At 66.9% G+C, this 14,879-nt stretch carries 15 protein-coding genes; 6 read left to right on the forward strand and 9 right to left on the reverse strand.

The genetic code is table 11. The features are described from left to right. The first annotated feature begins 24 nt into the window (after positions 1–24). Positions 25–594 (forward strand): ECF-type sigma factor, encoded by a 570-nt coding sequence (locus ACZ9YD_RS12760; protein WP_465075622.1) that lies wholly within the window; start codon positions 25–27, stop codon positions 592–594. A gap of 9 nt (positions 595–603) precedes the next feature. Then, positions 604–3,423 (forward strand): serine/threonine-protein kinase, encoded by a 2,820-nt coding sequence (locus tag ACZ9YD_RS12765; protein ID WP_465075623.1) that lies wholly within the window; start codon positions 604–606, stop codon positions 3,421–3,423. A 10-nt stretch (positions 3,424–3,433) separates the two neighbouring features. Here the strand turns inward: ACZ9YD_RS12765 and ACZ9YD_RS12770 are convergent, their stop codons facing one another. Further along, positions 3,434–4,057, reverse strand: coding sequence for a thymidine kinase (locus tag ACZ9YD_RS12770; protein ID WP_465075624.1), 624 nt, complete (start codon positions 4,055–4,057; stop codon positions 3,434–3,436). A gap of 79 nt (positions 4,058–4,136) precedes the next feature. Between ACZ9YD_RS12770 and ACZ9YD_RS12775 the strand changes: the two genes are divergently transcribed. Beyond that, positions 4,137–6,113, forward strand: coding sequence for a UvrD-helicase domain-containing protein (locus tag ACZ9YD_RS12775; protein ID WP_465075625.1), 1,977 nt, complete (start codon positions 4,137–4,139; stop codon positions 6,111–6,113). A 6-nt stretch (positions 6,114–6,119) separates the two neighbouring features. Here the strand turns inward: ACZ9YD_RS12775 and ACZ9YD_RS12780 are convergent, their stop codons facing one another. Further along, positions 6,120–6,776: a YceH family protein gene (locus tag ACZ9YD_RS12780; RefSeq protein WP_465075626.1), complete on the reverse strand. Its 657-nt coding sequence runs from the start codon at positions 6,774–6,776 to the stop codon at positions 6,120–6,122. A gap of 115 nt (positions 6,777–6,891) precedes the next feature. Between ACZ9YD_RS12780 and ACZ9YD_RS12785 the strand changes: the two genes are divergently transcribed. Next, positions 6,892–7,818 (forward strand): 5'-nucleotidase, lipoprotein e(P4) family, encoded by a 927-nt coding sequence (locus tag ACZ9YD_RS12785; RefSeq protein ID WP_465075627.1) that lies wholly within the window; start codon positions 6,892–6,894, stop codon positions 7,816–7,818. A 607-nt stretch (positions 7,819–8,425) separates the two neighbouring features. Next, positions 8,426–9,625: a hypothetical protein gene (locus ACZ9YD_RS12790; protein WP_465075628.1), complete on the forward strand. Its 1,200-nt coding sequence runs from the start codon at positions 8,426–8,428 to the stop codon at positions 9,623–9,625. Positions 9,626–9,683: 58 nt separating this feature from the next. Here the strand turns inward: ACZ9YD_RS12790 and ACZ9YD_RS12795 are convergent, their stop codons facing one another. The 6 genes from ACZ9YD_RS12795 to ACZ9YD_RS12820 form a co-directional block, all read right to left on the reverse strand. Beyond that, the gene (locus ACZ9YD_RS12795) at positions 9,684–10,394 is read right to left on the reverse strand and encodes a DUF6683 family protein (protein WP_465075629.1); all 711 of its coding nucleotides are present in this window, start codon (positions 10,392–10,394) and stop codon (positions 9,684–9,686) included. Positions 10,395–10,509: 115 nt separating this feature from the next. Next, a complete protein-coding gene (locus ACZ9YD_RS12800) occupies positions 10,510–11,160 on the reverse strand; it encodes a hypothetical protein (protein ID WP_465075630.1) in 651 nt (216 codons plus the stop codon). 157 nt (positions 11,161–11,317) lie between these two features. Next, positions 11,318–11,650 carry a hypothetical protein gene (locus tag ACZ9YD_RS12805; protein ID WP_465075631.1) on the reverse strand — a complete coding sequence of 111 codons (333 nt, stop codon included), beginning with the start codon at positions 11,648–11,650 and terminating at the stop codon, positions 11,318–11,320. Between the two features lie 116 nt (positions 11,651–11,766). Beyond that, positions 11,767–12,177 carry a hypothetical protein gene (locus ACZ9YD_RS12810; protein ID WP_465075632.1) on the reverse strand — a complete coding sequence of 137 codons (411 nt, stop codon included), beginning with the start codon at positions 12,175–12,177 and terminating at the stop codon, positions 11,767–11,769. Positions 12,178–12,672: 495 nt separating this feature from the next. After that, a complete protein-coding gene (locus ACZ9YD_RS12815) occupies positions 12,673–12,975 on the reverse strand; it encodes a hypothetical protein (RefSeq protein ID WP_465075633.1) in 303 nt (100 codons plus the stop codon). A 3-nt stretch (positions 12,976–12,978) separates the two neighbouring features. Continuing rightward, on the reverse strand, positions 12,979–13,200 hold the full coding sequence (locus tag ACZ9YD_RS12820) for a hypothetical protein (protein WP_465075635.1): 222 nt from the start codon (positions 13,198–13,200) through the stop codon (positions 12,979–12,981). 221 nt (positions 13,201–13,421) lie between these two features. Here ACZ9YD_RS12820 and ACZ9YD_RS12825 point away from each other — a divergent pair, with 221 nt between their 5' ends. After that, positions 13,422–14,084 carry a GNAT family N-acetyltransferase gene (locus tag ACZ9YD_RS12825; RefSeq protein WP_465075636.1) on the forward strand — a complete coding sequence of 221 codons (663 nt, stop codon included), beginning with the start codon at positions 13,422–13,424 and terminating at the stop codon, positions 14,082–14,084. A 61-nt stretch (positions 14,085–14,145) separates the two neighbouring features. Here ACZ9YD_RS12825 and ACZ9YD_RS12830 read toward each other — a convergent pair whose 3' ends face one another. Continuing rightward, positions 14,146–14,868 (reverse strand): hypothetical protein, encoded by a 723-nt coding sequence (locus ACZ9YD_RS12830; protein WP_465075637.1) that lies wholly within the window; start codon positions 14,866–14,868, stop codon positions 14,146–14,148. Between the last annotated feature and the right edge of the window lie 11 nt (positions 14,869–14,879).

Below are 14,879 nucleotides of genomic sequence, written 5' to 3' on the forward strand. Positions count from 1 at the left end.
CGCGGCGCGGGACGAGGGCTGGGCATGCGCGAAGGTCAGGTTGCCGAGATCACCCAGTGGCTGGATGCCGCGCGCGGCGGAGATCGCGACGCGCTCGATCGCGTGCTCGCCACGCTCTACCAGGAACTGCACCAGATGGCCCGGCGCCAGCTCGCCGGCCAGCACGGGCACACGCTCGACGCGACCGCGCTGGTGCACGAGGCCTATCTCAAGCTGATCGGCCGCCACGAAGCGCACTTCGACGATCGCGCCCATTTCTTCGCGTATGCCGCGTCGGCGATGCGCAGTGTCGTCGTCGACTACGCCCGGCAGCGGCTGGCGCAGAAGCGCGGCGGCGATCTGCATCGCGTCACCGAGCTGCCGGAGAACATCGAAAGCGGCCTGCGACTGGACGAGGACACGCTGGCGCTGGATATCGCGCTGACCCGGTTGGCCGCAGTCGACAAACGGCTCGCCCAGGTGGTGGAGCTGCGCTATTTCGCCGGACTGTCGGAGCTGGAGATCGCCGCGTTGCTGGAGCGTTCCGAACGCAGCATCCGTCGCGACTGGCAGAAGGCGCGGATGTACCTGTTGGCGTCGTTGCGGGAAGACTGAGCGGCCGCGATGGACAGCGCGCGCTGGCAGCGGCTGTCCCCGGCCCTCGACGCGTTGCTCGAACTCGATGACGACGCGCGCGCGGCCGCGCTGGCGACGTTACGCGTGGACGATCCCGACTTCGCCGCAGAACTCGAAGCCCTGCTCGCGCTGGACGCCGAGCGCGAGGATTTCCTCGCCGAACCGATCGTCGCCGCGCTGTCGGGGATGCTGCCCGGCCGCCACGTCGGCCCGTATGAACTCGAGCGTCTGCTCGGCGAAGGCGGCATGGGCCAGGTGTGGCTCGCGCGGCGCGCCGACGGTCTGTACGAACGTCGCGTCGCATTGAAACTGCTGCGACCGGGACTGGCTGATCCCGACCTGCGCCTGCGCTTCACCCGCGAGCGGCAGATCCTCGCGCGGCTGGAACATCCGCACATCGCGCGCCTGCTCGATGCCGGCATCAGCACCGACCAGCAGCCGTATCTCGCACTCGACTACATCGACGGCGAGCCGGTCACCGACTGGTGCAAACGCCACCAGCCGAGCGTCGCGGACCGCATCCGCCTGTTCCTGCAGGTCTGCGATGCAGTCAGCCACGCGCACACGAACCTGATCGTGCACCGCGACCTCAAGCCCTCGAACATCCTCGTCACCGCACTCGACGACGTGCGGCTGCTGGATTTCGGCATCGCCAAACTGCTCGACACCGCCGGGCAGGCGCCGGAGCACACGCGCACCGGCCTGCGCGCGTTCACCCTGCACTACGCTGCGCCGGAGCAGATCCGCGGCGAACCGGTCACGACGATGACCGACGTGTATTCGCTCGGGGTGGTGCTCTACGAGTTGCTGTCCGGGCGCAAGCCCTACCAGCCCGCACGCACCAGCGATGCGCAGTGGGAGCAGGCGATTCTCGATGCCGATCCGGCCAAACCGTCGCAGACCTTGCTGCGCGGCGCGGACGATGGCGTGGAGACGTCGCAGCGACGGCGCATGACCCGCACGATCGCCGGCGATCTCGACACCATCGTGCTGCGTGCGCTCGAAAAGAAACCGGTCGACCGCTATGCCTCGGTCGAGGCATTTGCGCTCGACCTGCGCCGCTGGGGTGACGGCAAGCCGATCCTCGCGCGACCGCAACGCCTGTCGTATCGCGTGGGCAAGTATCTGCGGCGACATCGCTGGGCGGTCTCGAGCGCGGCGCTGGTCGCGTTGACCCTCGTCGCATCGATGGTCGCGGTGACCTGGCAGGCCAACCAGGCAATCGAGGAATCCGCGCGCGCGCAGGCGATGCAGGATTTCGTCGTCGGCCTCTTCGAACAGGCCGGTGCCGCGGCGGGCGGTGCACCGCTCGACATCCGCCAGCTGCTCGAAGCCGGCGTGCAACGCGGCGATGCGGAACTCGCCCATCAACCCGTCGCGCGCGCCGAACTCTATGGTGTGATCGCGCGGTTGCGGCTCGGGCTGGGCGACTACGACCAGGCACTGGCGCTGCTGGAACGCCAGTCCGCAGTGGTGGGCCGCATGGCCGATGCGCCGCCGAGCCTGCGCCTGCAATCGGCCAGCGATCATGGGCGCACCTTGCGTCTGCTCGGCCGGCCGCGCGACGCGATCGCGTGGATGCAACCGCTGCAGGCGCTGGCCCTGCAGCGCGAGCAGTTGCTGCCGCGGCAGGCCGCCGAGCTGTACACGCAACTTGGACGCGGTCGCCGCGACATCGGCGAGCTCGACAGCGCGCGGTTGCTGTTCCGGCGCGCGTTGACACTGCGTCGCGACAGCGCCGTGCCGGACGAAGCCGGCACGATCGAGAGCCTGGCCGATCTCGCCTCGCTGCACAGCGCCGCCGGCGAGATCAAGGCGGCGCTGGCCGGCACTGATGCCGCACTCGCTCGACTGCGGCAGCGTCTCGATCCGCGCCATCCGCTTGCGGTCGAATTACTGCGGACACGCTGCGCACTGCTGCGTGCGGACGGCCGCACGCGTCCAGCCGAAGACAGCTGCCGCGAAGCGCTGTCGCTCGCGCTCGATCTGCATGGCGTGCGTCATCCAGCCACCCTCGATGCGCGTCGTCAACTGGCCGCCCTGCATGTCGACCAGGGCCGCTTCGCGGAAGCCGAAGCAGAGTTCCGCGATGCGCTCGTCTGGACCGTTGCAAGGCTGGGCGCGCGCCATGCCGATGTCGCCCGCATCCACAACAGTCTCGGCATCGTGGCCTGGGAGCGGGGCGACGAGGACGCGGCGCTGGAATCGCTGGCGCGCACGGTCGACATCTGGCGGCAGACCAGCCCGAACGCGATGCTTGCAGATGGCCTGTTCAACCACGCGATGGTGCTGCACGCCGTCGGCCGCGATGTCGAAGCGAAACCCTTGCTGCTCGAATCCCTGGCGCTGCGCCAGGCGCGCTTCGGCGCCCGGCACGGACTGGTCGGCGACACGCTTCGCATGCTGGGCGAAGTGGAAGCGGCGCTTGAGCCCGGCGGCGGCACCGCGCATCTCGAAGACGCGGCCGTCATCACCGCGCAGGCCTACGGCGCGCAACATCCCAATGCATTGCGCGCGGCATTGTCGCGGGATCGCGTCAGCGCGGATGCAGGCGATTCCGACGCGCTCGCCGGACTGGACCGCCTGGCACACACGCCGCCCGACGATAGCGAACTGCGCAAGATCGCCTGGCTGGCCCGCGCCCAGGCCGCGGCCTTGCGCTGCGCCGCACCGGGCGCCATCAACGCCCGCCGCGACCTCGCGGAGCTCGCCAGCGAGGTCCGCGTCGCCCAGCCCGAAGGTGGCGCGATCAGCCGCGAGATCGATGCCGCACGCGCGCGCTGCAGTGCCCTGATCGCGCGTCGATGACGCGCCTGGATCAGATCAGCGGCAACGACGGCTGCACGGGCTCGATCCGCCCTTCGCCGCGCACGATGCGCTTGAACTCCGCGCGACTCACCGACACGTAACGCTCGTTACCGCCAATCTCGACCTGCGGGCCGTCCTGCACCGCGTAGCCCTGCTCGTCGACGCGCACGGTCATCGTGGCCTTCTTGCCGGTGTGGCAGATGGTCTTGATCTCGGTCAGCTCGTCGGCCCACGCCAGCAGATGCTGACTGCCTTCGAACAGTTCGCCACGGAAGTCGGTGCGCAGGCCGTAGCACAGCACCGGAATCCGCAGCGCATCGACGACTTCCGACAGCTGCCAGACCTGCGCCTGCGACAGGAACTGGGCTTCGTCGACGAGTACGCAGTGCAGGCTGCCATCACCGTCGACCAGTGAACGGATGCGGTCGAGCAGATCGTCGTTGCGATCGAACGCGATCGCAACGGCCGACAGCCCGATCCGCGACGCCACCCGGCCCACGCCTGCGCGATGGTCGAGCCGCGGCGTCAACAGCGCCACGCGCATGCCGCGCTCGCCATAGTTGTGCGCGCTCTGCAGCAGCGTCGTGGTCTTTCCGGCGTTCATCGCCGAGTAGTAGAAGTACAGCTTGGCCATGGGCGCATTCTACCGGCGGCCTTCAGGCCCGACAGCGGACCGCCCGCTACAATGCGCATCGCTGACAGACGTGGTCCCGATGCACGGTCTCAACCCCCAACAAGCCCAGGCGCTCGGCCATGTCGAGGGTCCGTTGCTGGTGCTCGCCGGCGCGGGCAGTGGCAAGACGCGCGTGATCGTCGAGAAGATCGCGACCTTGATCCAGTCGGGCCGCTACCCGGCCAAGCGGATCGCGGCGATCACGTTCACCAACAAGTCCGCCAAGGAGATGCGCGAGCGCATCGCCAAGCGGATCCGGGGCGACGCGGCGGACGGGCTGACGATCTGCACCTTCCACGCGCTCGGCCTGAAGATGCTGCAGTTCGATCACGCCAAGCTCGGGCTGCGTCGCGGGTTCTCGATCTTCGATGCCGACGACAGCGCGTCGCAGATCAAGGATCTGCTGCCGGGCGTCAAGCCGGACATGATCCAGCTGCTGCAGGGGCTGGTGTCGAAGGCGAAGAATGCCGGCCTGTCGCCGGAGCAGGCGCACAACGTGGCGATCAGCGCGCGCGAGTTCGAGGCGGCCGCGCTGTATGCGCGCTACCAGGAACGCTTGACCGCGTTCAACGCGGTCGACTTCGACGATCTGATCCGCCTGCCGGTACAACTGCTCGAGTCCGACGAGGACGCGTGCGACGCGTGGCGCGAGCGCATCGGCTATCTGCTGGTCGATGAGTGCCAGGACACCAACGACGCGCAGTACCGGCTGCTCAAGGCGATCGCCGGCCCGAAGGGCAACTTCACCTGCGTGGGTGACGACGACCAGAGCATCTATGCCTGGCGCGGTGCGAATCCGGAGAACCTGACCGCGCTGGGCGAGGACTATCCGAACCTGCGCATCGTCAAGCTCGAACAGAACTACCGCTGCAGCAACCGCGTGCTGCGCGCGGCGAATGCCCTGATCGCCAACAATCCACACGAGCATCCCAAGACGCTGTGGAGCGCGCAGGCCGACGGCGAGCGCATCCGCATCTGGGAATGCCGCGACAGCGCGCACGAGGCCGAGAAGGTGGCCGGCGAGATCCAGTTCCTGCAGTCCTCGCGCCAGGTGGAATGGAGCGAATTCTGCATCCTGTTCCGCAGCAACCACCTCTCGCGCCCGCTGGAAAAAGCGCTACAGCTGCTGCGCGTGCCGTATCACCTGAGCGGTGGCACGGCGTTCCTCGATCGCGGCGAGGTCAAAGATGCGATGTCGTGGCTGCGCATGCTGGCCAATCCCGACGACGATTCGGCCTTCCTGCGCGCGGTGCAGTCACCTGCGCGCGGCGTGGGTCAGACCTCGCTGGCAAGACTGTCGGAACTGGCACGCGCGGCCGACATGCCGATGTCGCGTGCGATCGAATCAATGGGGCTGCTCAAGCAGTTGCCGCCGCGCGCGGCCAACGCGCTCAGCGAGTTCGGCGACATCCTGCGCGGGCTGCGCGAGGACGCGCGCCGCCTGCCGGCCGGCGAACTGGTGCGCGAACTCAACGAGCGCTCCGGGCTGATCGCGATGCTCAAGGCCCAGTGCAAGACCGACGACCTGTTCCGGATCCGCTCGGGCAACCTCAACGAACTGGCCGACTGGTTCGAAGGCGCACGCGGCGCCGGTCCCGGCGAACTGGCCTCGCAGCTCGCGCTGCTGAGTCACGCCGACAAGGGCGACCCCGGCAACCAGGTGCGGTTGATGAGCATGCACGCGGCCAAGGGGCTGGAGTTCCGCTACGTGTTCATCATCGGCATGGACGACAACACGCTGCCGCACGAATCGAGCATCGACGAGGGCCGCATCGACGAGGAGCGACGCCTGCTCTACGTGGGCATCACCCGCGCGAAGGAGCAGCTGTGGCTGAGCCATCCGCGCGAGACCCAGCGCTGGGGCCAGAAGCTGCGGCTCACGCCGAGCCGGTTCTTCGAGGAACTGCCCGCCGCCGAAGTCCAGCGCGACGGCGCCGATCCGGTGGCCGACGCCGCCCGCAAGCGCGAACGCGCGGATCACGGGTTCGCGGCGATCCGCGCGCTGCTCGACAGCTGAGCCCGCTCAGCCGGGCAGTCGCGCCGTCAGTGCATCGAGCGTGTCCCGCAGCGCGGCGACTTCGGCTTCGAGCGCTTCGACGCGGGCCGCCAGACCCGGATCGCCTGCGGATTCGCGCGCGGGGCCAGCCGCGGCGATGGCGGCCACATCGACCGGCCCGCTCAGCAGATGCGCATAGCGGTCCTCGCGACGTCCCGCCGACGGCGGGATGCGCAAGGCCAGACCCTTGCCGGCCAGACGTTCGAGATGGTGGCGCGCGTCGTCGGCATCGGCGAAAGGGTGCATGCGCTCGCTGCGCGTCACCAACTCGGCGAGGGTCTGGGCGCCGCGCAGCATCAGCAGCGCGAGCAGCACGACCTGCGGCTGCGGGACATCCAGCGCCGTGCCCAGCACGTGCTCGTGCCGCTCGGCGCGCGAGGAGAACGACTGCCGCGCGAACCGGTGGCCTTCCAGTTGCCGGAGCGCGTGCTGCACGTCGCCGAACGAGGCCGACATCACCGGCTCGCGCGCGGTCTTCTGGTTCGCCGCCGACTGCGCCGCGTTGACGGTCAGCGGATAGACGTCCGGCGTGGTCGCCTGCTTCTCGACCAGACAGCCGAGCACGCGCGCCTCGATCGGGGTGAGTCGGGGCCAGCGGTCCTGGTTCTGCGCCTGCTCGTCCATGGGAATTCCAGCCTCGAAGGGGGCGACAGGATGCGCCCCGCATGCCGACCTGTCATGTTCGCGGCGATCGCGGCCGTTAAACTCGCGTGTTCACACGATGACGACGGACCCGCCCATGCGCCTGACCGCACCCGCCTTCACCCTGCTTGCCAGCGCCCTGCTGCTGGTCGCCTGCAAGCCGACGACGCCGGCCGCTGCACCTGCGGACGCCACTGCCGAAGCGACGCCGACCACCTCGGCCCACCAGGCGCCGGCTGCAACCGACCCCAGCGACAATCTCAACGCGGTGCTGTGGATCCAGCGCTCGGAGGAGTACCGCGCCAACAGCCTGTCGATCTTCCGCGCCGCCGCCGATCACCTCGACGACGCGCTGGCCGAGAAGAACTGGGATGCCCTGGTGCCCGAAGAGCGCGAGCTGATCGGCGATGCGACCGCGCTGCCGCCGGCGGTGATCATGGACATCGACGAGACCGTGCTCGACAACTCGCCCTACCAGGCGCGCCTGATCCAGAACGGTCTGGAGTACGACGAAGTCACCTGGGCGCAGTGGGTGGCCGAGAAGAAGGCCAAGCCGGTGCCGGGCGTGCTGGAGTTCGCGAAGGCGGCCGAAGCCAAGGGCGTGACCATCCTGTATCTGTCCAACCGCGCCCAGCATCTGCAGGAGGCGACGCTTGCGAACCTGCGCGCCGAGGGGCTGCCGGTGAAGGACGAAAGCGTGTTCCTGGGCCTGGGCACGTTCGTCGAGGACTGCGAGCAGAACGGCACCGAGAAGACCTGCCGCCGCCGTCTGGCGGGCCGTGACTACCGCGTACTGATGCAATTCGGCGATCAGTTGGGCGACTTCGTCGACATTCTGGCCAACACCCCCCAGGCGCGCACCGAGCTGCTCGACACCTACGGCGACTGGTTCGGCGAGCGCTGGTGGATGCTGGCCAATCCGAGCTACGGCGGCTGGGAGCCGGCCCAGTTCAACAACGCCTGGGACCAGCCTGCGGGCGCACGCCGCGAAGTGAAGCGCAATGCCTTGGAGTTGGCGAATTAATTGAATCAATGACTTGCAATACGATATTTCAAGTGTTGCATCAGGTATCCGGACGCGGTAGCCTGCGTCCGCCACACCATAGTCCTCCGGCTCTGCCGGCTTGAAGGGAGACGAAAGTCTCCCTTTTTTTATGCTGCGACCGCGGTCGCAGAACGGTGCGCTCTAGGGTTTACCCCAGGGTGTGGCCGCGCCGCGCGACGCCTACCCTCGGGACACGCCGCCATCGAGGCGGTCCCCTGCTCGGCCCTTTCCGCCTGCCATCCAGCCCCCGGAGGCAACGGTGTCCCTACAGCTACCAGGCCTTCCCGGCTTGCCGAAGCTGCCGCCCCTGCCCGGATTGGGGCGTGGTGGTGGCGGGTCCTCGGGCATGTCTCTGTCACAGCAGTTCGGCGGCTTCATGCAGGGGCTGCCGGGGCGTCTGCTCCCGACCATCTTTCCGGGCACCAACGCAGGCGGCACTCCGGCATCGACCGCGGCGCCGCAATCCACCGGGAATGCGCCCACTGCGAATACACCCACGCCTTCGGCGCCAACCGGGCTGCCGACATTCAACCTTCCGGGTGGCGTCTCGCTTCCACCACTGCCGATGCCCTTCAGCGCGCCCCCCGTGAATACGCCCGTGGCGCCCACCGCGCCGCAGACGGGCGGTGGCGGGCTCATCAACACAGCCGGCAACCTGGTCAATTCCGTCACTACGACGCTCCGTAACATTCTGGCCCCGCCCGGACCCGCGCCCGGCGCGCCGACGCCCACATCCCCCGGCGGTGGCCCCGGAACAGCGCCGGGGCTGGGCAACGCCCCCGGCTCCGCGCAGGGCCTCGGCAATCTGCCCGGCAACGTCGTGAACACCGCTGCGAACGTGGTGCGCACGGTCGCCAATGCGCTTCCCGGTGCACCCCCGTCGATTCCACAGGCGGCGAACCCGGTATCGACCCAAGCGCTGTCGAACCAGCAGGCGACTGGCCCGATGCAGTCCGCGCCCGCGCAGACGCCGGTACAGACACAGGCGGTCCCCGCGCAGTCGGCCGCGACTTCCATGCAGGCCATGGCGCAGGCGCCACAAGCGCAATCCACGCAGGCGCCGCCGCAGACCACGAGCACGTTGGCGCAGCAGGCCAACTCGGCGCCGGTTCCGCAGCAGACGCAGCCAACGCGGACGGACGCACCCTTTGCACCTGCCGGCAATCCGGCCGCAGACCGTGCCGCGGTTCCACAGCAGGCTCTGGCGCCTGTCCAGCCCAATGTGACCAGCGCACCGCAAGGCGCCGCCCTGCTCGCAGCTGTGTCGCTGGCCACGACGGTGGCGCAGGCGCCGATCGCACAACAGCTCGCCGGCAATCCGCAGGCGCAGGTGTCCGGCAGTCCCATTGCCGGCACGGCCTCGCTCGATGCCGGTGGCCCGGTCCGCGCCGAGTTGACCGGCGCCGGCACCTACACCCTTGATGGGCCGGGCCTGCGGCGACGCGGACGCTTGAAGGTCGGTGCACAGGAGATGGGCCAGTGGATGCTCGCGGCCGCACAGGGCCGCCTGCACCTCATGCGTCCGTACGACGACGACACACCGCGCCAGGTCGCCAAGGTTTTCCAGCAGATGTTCTGGGTGCTGGCGATCGTGGCCTACGGATGCCTGGGCCTCGTCCTCGTCAGCTTCCTGCTGAGCGTCGGCGAACTCCCCGCCGCGCCGACGCTGCGTCGCTGGACGGGCGAGTTCGCTTGGACCGGCCTGCTGGCCGCCGTCGGCGCCTGGTGGCTCGGCCGCCAGCTCATGCGTGCGCAGCGTCCACCGCCCGATCCAATGCGCCGTTGAGCCTGCAAACGCAAGGGCGCCGCATGCGGCGCCCTTCGCGTGTCCCGACCTAAGACATTCAGCGCGTGACCAGCCCGCCATCCCCGAGCGAGACACCCTGCAGATCCACACCATTGCCCCGCAGGCCCTGACGCACACTCGCCGACAGGGCAATCAGTGCTTGGCGATCGCCTGCCCGTTTCGATGCCTGATACGACAACGCCGAAATCATCGTCAGATACGCGGTGCGTTCGGCCTGCGCCTGCTTGGCTGCGTCGCTCATCGCCGCGATCTGCGGTACCGCGGCCAGCGGACCGATAATCTGACGTCGCACCGCCCGTTGCCCTGCTGCCGAGCGGCGTGAATCCTCATCGTTGACCACCTCCCACGAGATCAGCAGATGGGCGGCGAGCACATCACCCAGATTGGTGGGGTCATAGCCGTAACGCCGCAGGATCTTGTCGAATTCCTGCAGCATCTGGCCGGAGCCGATGAGCTGCTCCAGCTCCGCAATCTGGTCGGCGTTTCGTCCCAACGCGCGGATGGATGCCTGCCGAACTTCCGCACTGACCGCCGCGTCACGACGGAATGCCAACGTGGAAACCGCATCAGATGACACCGCCGCGGGGGCGGGGCGCGCGAGCGCCTGCTGCAAGGCGCGCTGGACCGCAGCATCGCCGTCACTGGCCGACACCCCGCCGCAGGCCGCGATCAGCAAGATCCCAAGGCACAACATCGAGACGCTGCGCCTCGCTTCTGTCACGACTCGTGCAGACATCAATCCAAACATGGCATCTCTCCCGAAAACTGCATTTCTGACCCAACAGCGTGTTGCCAGCCGGGCGGTTAGGCCACTGCCGCAGGCCCGTCGCACGTCGGCGTGACGCGACCCTCGACCAGACCTGTCATTTGAGACAGACCGGCACGTTCAACATGCTCATCGAGCCGTCGCCCATGCTGGCCACAGGCCGCATTTCGTAGCGGATTTTCCGACATCCGCCGCCTGACGCCCCACCACGACTGTCATCGCCGGAAGCATCATTGCCCTCCCGGCGCAGCCGGTAGTTGAACGTGAAAAGTTGCGCCGACGGGGCGGGCTGTCCAGCCTGCTGCAAAGGCTCGAGTTCCACCTTCAGGTCGAAGCGACTCGACGTCACCGTGCCGGACAGGGTGTAGCGCTGCGCGCCGTCGATACCGCCACCGGAAAGCGTGCCCGCCTCGTCAATCGCGACCTGTATCGCACCCGCATTGGCGCGCCAGCCCGACGCGTTGTGCCTGCCGATCATGGAAAATCCTGCGTCCCCATCGTCAAGGGTGCCGAACACCACGAGCCGGGATTCCCCTGGCGCGGTCCGCTCGAACTGCGCGCTGCCTTCGCCGCGACGACGCAGTGAGCCACCGGGCGCTGCCGGGCTGTCGACCACCACGCGCACTGACCCGGTGTACGGATCGCCTCCGTGATCGGTGATGAACCCATCGTCCTGACCACACGCGACAGACGCCAACGTCATCGTTGCGAGCGCCAGACAGATCAGAAACGGGTTACGCATCCACATGTCGTGTTCCTCGGCGATACCATTCCATCAAGAATCCGGCACGGCCGGCGCCCATCGCGCGACGAGCCGATGCCAAAAAAAAACCAAGACGCGATTGCGCGCGTCTTGGCCCTGGACCGATACCGCCGCGCACTGCACGGCGGTATGACCGTATCGCTTACTGCTTGCGCGCCATTGCGCTGTTACCTTCACCGACCGACTTGATGACGTTGTTGGTCGCCTCGGTGAACATCTTGAACAGCTGGCTCAGCGCGGTCAGCTCCGCTGTGAGCTCATTCGCCGGCTCTTCGTTGTCGGCGGCGGTATCGATCTCCGACGCCTTCTCGATCATCTGATTGGACATCTTGTTGGCGATCTCGCCCATGATCGTTGCCAGAGCGACGAGCCAGCTGCCGGTCTTCGCACTGGACTGGGCCTTGTTCGTCAGTTCCTGCAGGGTGTTTTCCGCGAAGCTGAAGTTGAAGCTGACATTACCGTCAATGTTGCTCATGCGACTCTCCACTCAGTTGAAAAATAGGAATCTGGATTTGGTAACCCGCTTGGCTCAGCGCGGGAACCGATGGCCAACCTGCCGCAACGTGAATGTGGCGGTCGACATATCAAATTTCAGCATTTCCTTCGCAGCGATCGACGCGCAGGCCCTGCGTGTGCTCTCAGCGCATCGTCGGCATCTCCACAGATCCACGCGCTCTTTACTGCGTGCAATGGTGCGTGGCCGCCGCCGCTTTTCTGGGTTCGGTACCACGCCAAAGCGGCCGCTTCGCCATCACTTTCAATACGTCGTGTGAACTCAAGCACCAACTGCGACTCGCGCGACTCGAATGCGTCAAGCGCGTTGTTCAACGAACGGATCAGCTGCGCCGCATCCTCGTCGCTCATGCCGCTGGACTGCTGCAGCGATTCCACAGTGTTACGCCAGGCATTGCGATCGAACTGCTGCTCGGCGCTGGTGGCGGATGCGTCCACCATCGACTGCTGGAAAAGGCGCGCCATTTCCTTTCTCTCGTCCGCATCCATGCCCTGCTCTCCGCTGAGGAAAGACTCGAACTGCACCTGCAGTTCGTCCTGCCCCTTCTGGACAATCCGCGCGACGTCAGCGTCGTGCGAAGCGGCGTGGTGCGGATTGCTCGGAGACTGTGACATCGCGTTCAGTGCCTCTGGATATGGCGTTGGGTGTCAGATCCGGTTCGGTTCTGGAACCTACGCCTGAAGTATTGAATCTGCGTCTTGCCGCGACAACTGGGGGCGACCCTAGGCAGTGCGAACATGCAGAACTTAAACGCGCTGTTCAACGGATTCCGATGGAACAGCGCGGCATCGGGACATCGATCCACTCGTGCGCCGCAGCCCAAGGGTCAGGCCCCTGATCACTCGCATGCGGGTGGATCAACGCCCTGATCCTTGCCGAGGCTGCGTTAACGCCCCGTCATCGCGGCAGTCCAAAAAAAGATGCCTGCAGAGTGCGTTCTGCAGGCATCGGGAACAGCCGTTTCACGTACGACTCCACGCCTTCTAGTCGATCGCCCGGGAGCCCGACAGCGAGTCCACGATGCGCTGGGCATCGGCACCCTCACGCTCACCCATCACACGCGCTTGCGCACCGATCCAGGCGTCTGCGGCCTCCCTGCCCTCACGCTCGACGCGTTGTTCGTACTCCGGCACGAGTCCAGCGAGCTCCTGTTGCACTGCATCCAGGCGCTCATCCATATGCCGGATCAGCCGGTTCTCGTCGTCAGCATCCAACGCGCCCTGCTCACGCAGTTGGGCCAGGCCTTCGATCCAGGCCTGTCGCTGCGCTTGCTGGTCGTGCTGCATCGCTTACTTGCCGCCGAAGTTGAAGTTGAAGCCGCCCTTGAAGCCCTCGCCGATCGCGTCCTGTGCGGACTGCGGCAGGCCAAGCGCGGACATTGCGCCATCCAGCGCCGAATTGAACAGCTGGCCGACCATATCGCCGAGCAAGTTGCCGATCATGCCGCCCAGGGGGCCGCCGAACGCCGTACCAATCAGGGAACCAATACCGGAGAAGATATCGCTGGACATGATGGAACTCCTTCTACTTGGGATGATGGAAAAATGAAGCTGAAAACTTGCGCGGGTAGACCGTCATCCGGAACGTATCTATCGCGACGACATGCCTAGTCTGCGTTCATGTTCAAGGTCTTACAGCTAGGTCGTACCCCATATAGGGTCGCCCCTAGTTCGCGGACGCGCGGCCCTGTCGCGGCGCACGCCCTTGCGCGCGGCGCGGTATAACAAATCGCATGACGAAGCTCTCTGACACGCCCACTGCGCAAGTCCCAACGGCCGGCCTGCCGCCCGTTGGCAGAGACGACTTTCCGAAGGGGCGCGATTATCCGGTCGAACTGCAGTTGCAGACGCGTCGCCTTCGCCTGCGTGGTTTCGGTTTCCAGCATGCACTCGACTTGCTGCAATTGGGTCGAGAGGAACGTGTGACCCGGCTGCTGTTGGACAGTCCGGTCGACACGCTGGCAGATGCGCTGGGGCTTGTGGTGTGGGCCAATAAGCTCTACCGCGAGCGACCGGGCCTCGGCCTGTGGCATACCAGCGATCGCAACGATCGCTTTATCGGACTGTTCTCGCTGACGCCCAGTGGCGATGCAGGCGACGTCGCAATCGGCGTGCGGCTGCTGCCATCAGCCTGGGGCCGCGGCTATGCGATCGAAGGCGGTGCGGCCTTGTGCACGCACGCATTCGGGACGCTGCAACTGCCCGCGCTGATCGCGCAGTGCGCGCCGGAGAACCGATCGGTACCGCCGTTGTTGCTGCGCCTGGGATTCGCCGAGATCGCATCGGGCGAACAGTTCGGCAATCCGGCGCGCCGCTTCCGCATTGCCCGGGAAGATTGGCATGGCCTACGGCCGCGTCGTGCGGTCCCAGAGGATGCGGAACGCGCCCGGGACTGAAGCGCACTACGATCACGCAACTCACCGCGTCGCATCGAGGTACGCGCGGGGCAATCAATCTTCAACCGTGGTAGTGCGGCTCGATCGTCAAGGTGCCGAGATTCTGTTCGGCGAACCGTTTGGCCAGCTGCGGGCCTGCCTCGCGGATCGCATCGAAGCTCTCGCGCGAGCGGCTGTCGGCGCGCAGCACCCAGCCATCGGCGCTCTTGCTCAACAGTAGATCTGTGCCGGGCAACGTGGCATCCGACATCCGCAGCAGCACCTGTCCGTCGCCGCCCGGATCGCGCGCATCGTGCACCGCCATCTGCCGCACGTGCTTTTCCATCATGTCGAACAGCTGGCCTGCGTTGGACGCTGCCGCGGCAGGCGCAGCCACGGATGCACCGTCGCGCATCGCCATCTGCGCCTGCAACATCGCGGCGGACTCCATACCCTGCGCATGCTGCGAGCCGAGCCCGTGCTCGTGCTGCTGGCGGAACGTGCGTGCATCGACCACGTCGGACAACGATTGCCGAGACTTGAATGCTTCTTGCTGACTCGCAAGCTCCGCCATCTCGCCTTCCTGCAACTCACCTTCTCCCTGCGGCATTCCGCTGGCCAATTCGGCTTCGCCCTGGAGACCGGTCATATTGCCGCGTGCCTGCTCCATCATCGAGCGGAACTGGTCGACGCGTTCGCGCGGTGGCGTGTCTTTGGCATCCGCCTTGGCTTCGCGGTCGACCTGACGGTTGCGCGCGGCCTGGTCCGGCGGCCTGGAAGCGGAATCGTTGCGCTGTACGCTCATCGTCGTCTCCT

The sequence above is a fragment of the Luteimonas sp. AC640a genome (genome assembly GCF_979256585.1).

Bases quoted from the DNA above. Each gene is read 5' to 3' on its own strand.
- ACZ9YD_RS12760 (WP_465075622.1), top strand. From the start codon at position 25: ATGCGCGAAGGTCAGGTTGCCGAGATCACCCAGTGGCTGGATGCCGCG.
- ACZ9YD_RS12765 (WP_465075623.1), top strand. From the start codon at position 604: ATGGACAGCGCGCGCTGGCAGCGGCTGTCCCCGGCCCTCGACGCGTTG.
- ACZ9YD_RS12770 (WP_465075624.1), bottom strand. From the start codon at position 4,057: ATGGCCAAGCTGTACTTCTACTACTCGGCGATGAACGCCGGAAAGACC.
- ACZ9YD_RS12775 (WP_465075625.1), top strand. From the start codon at position 4,137: ATGCACGGTCTCAACCCCCAACAAGCCCAGGCGCTCGGCCATGTCGAG.
- ACZ9YD_RS12780 (WP_465075626.1), bottom strand. From the start codon at position 6,776: ATGGACGAGCAGGCGCAGAACCAGGACCGCTGGCCCCGACTCACCCCG.
- ACZ9YD_RS12785 (WP_465075627.1), top strand. From the start codon at position 6,892: ATGCGCCTGACCGCACCCGCCTTCACCCTGCTTGCCAGCGCCCTGCTG.
- ACZ9YD_RS12795 (WP_465075629.1), bottom strand. From the start codon at position 10,394: ATGTTTGGATTGATGTCTGCACGAGTCGTGACAGAAGCGAGGCGCAGC.
- ACZ9YD_RS12800 (WP_465075630.1), bottom strand. From the start codon at position 11,160: ATGTGGATGCGTAACCCGTTTCTGATCTGTCTGGCGCTCGCAACGATG.
- ACZ9YD_RS12805 (WP_465075631.1), bottom strand. From the start codon at position 11,650: ATGAGCAACATTGACGGTAATGTCAGCTTCAACTTCAGCTTCGCGGAA.
- ACZ9YD_RS12810 (WP_465075632.1), bottom strand. From the start codon at position 12,177: ATGGATGCGGACGAGAGAAAGGAAATGGCGCGCCTTTTCCAGCAGTCG.
- ACZ9YD_RS12815 (WP_465075633.1), bottom strand. From the start codon at position 12,975: ATGCAGCACGACCAGCAAGCGCAGCGACAGGCCTGGATCGAAGGCCTG.
- ACZ9YD_RS12820 (WP_465075635.1), bottom strand. From the start codon at position 13,200: ATGTCCAGCGATATCTTCTCCGGTATTGGTTCCCTGATTGGTACGGCG.
- ACZ9YD_RS12825 (WP_465075636.1), top strand. From the start codon at position 13,422: ATGACGAAGCTCTCTGACACGCCCACTGCGCAAGTCCCAACGGCCGGC.
- ACZ9YD_RS12830 (WP_465075637.1), bottom strand. From the start codon at position 14,868: ATGAGCGTACAGCGCAACGATTCCGCTTCCAGGCCGCCGGACCAGGCC.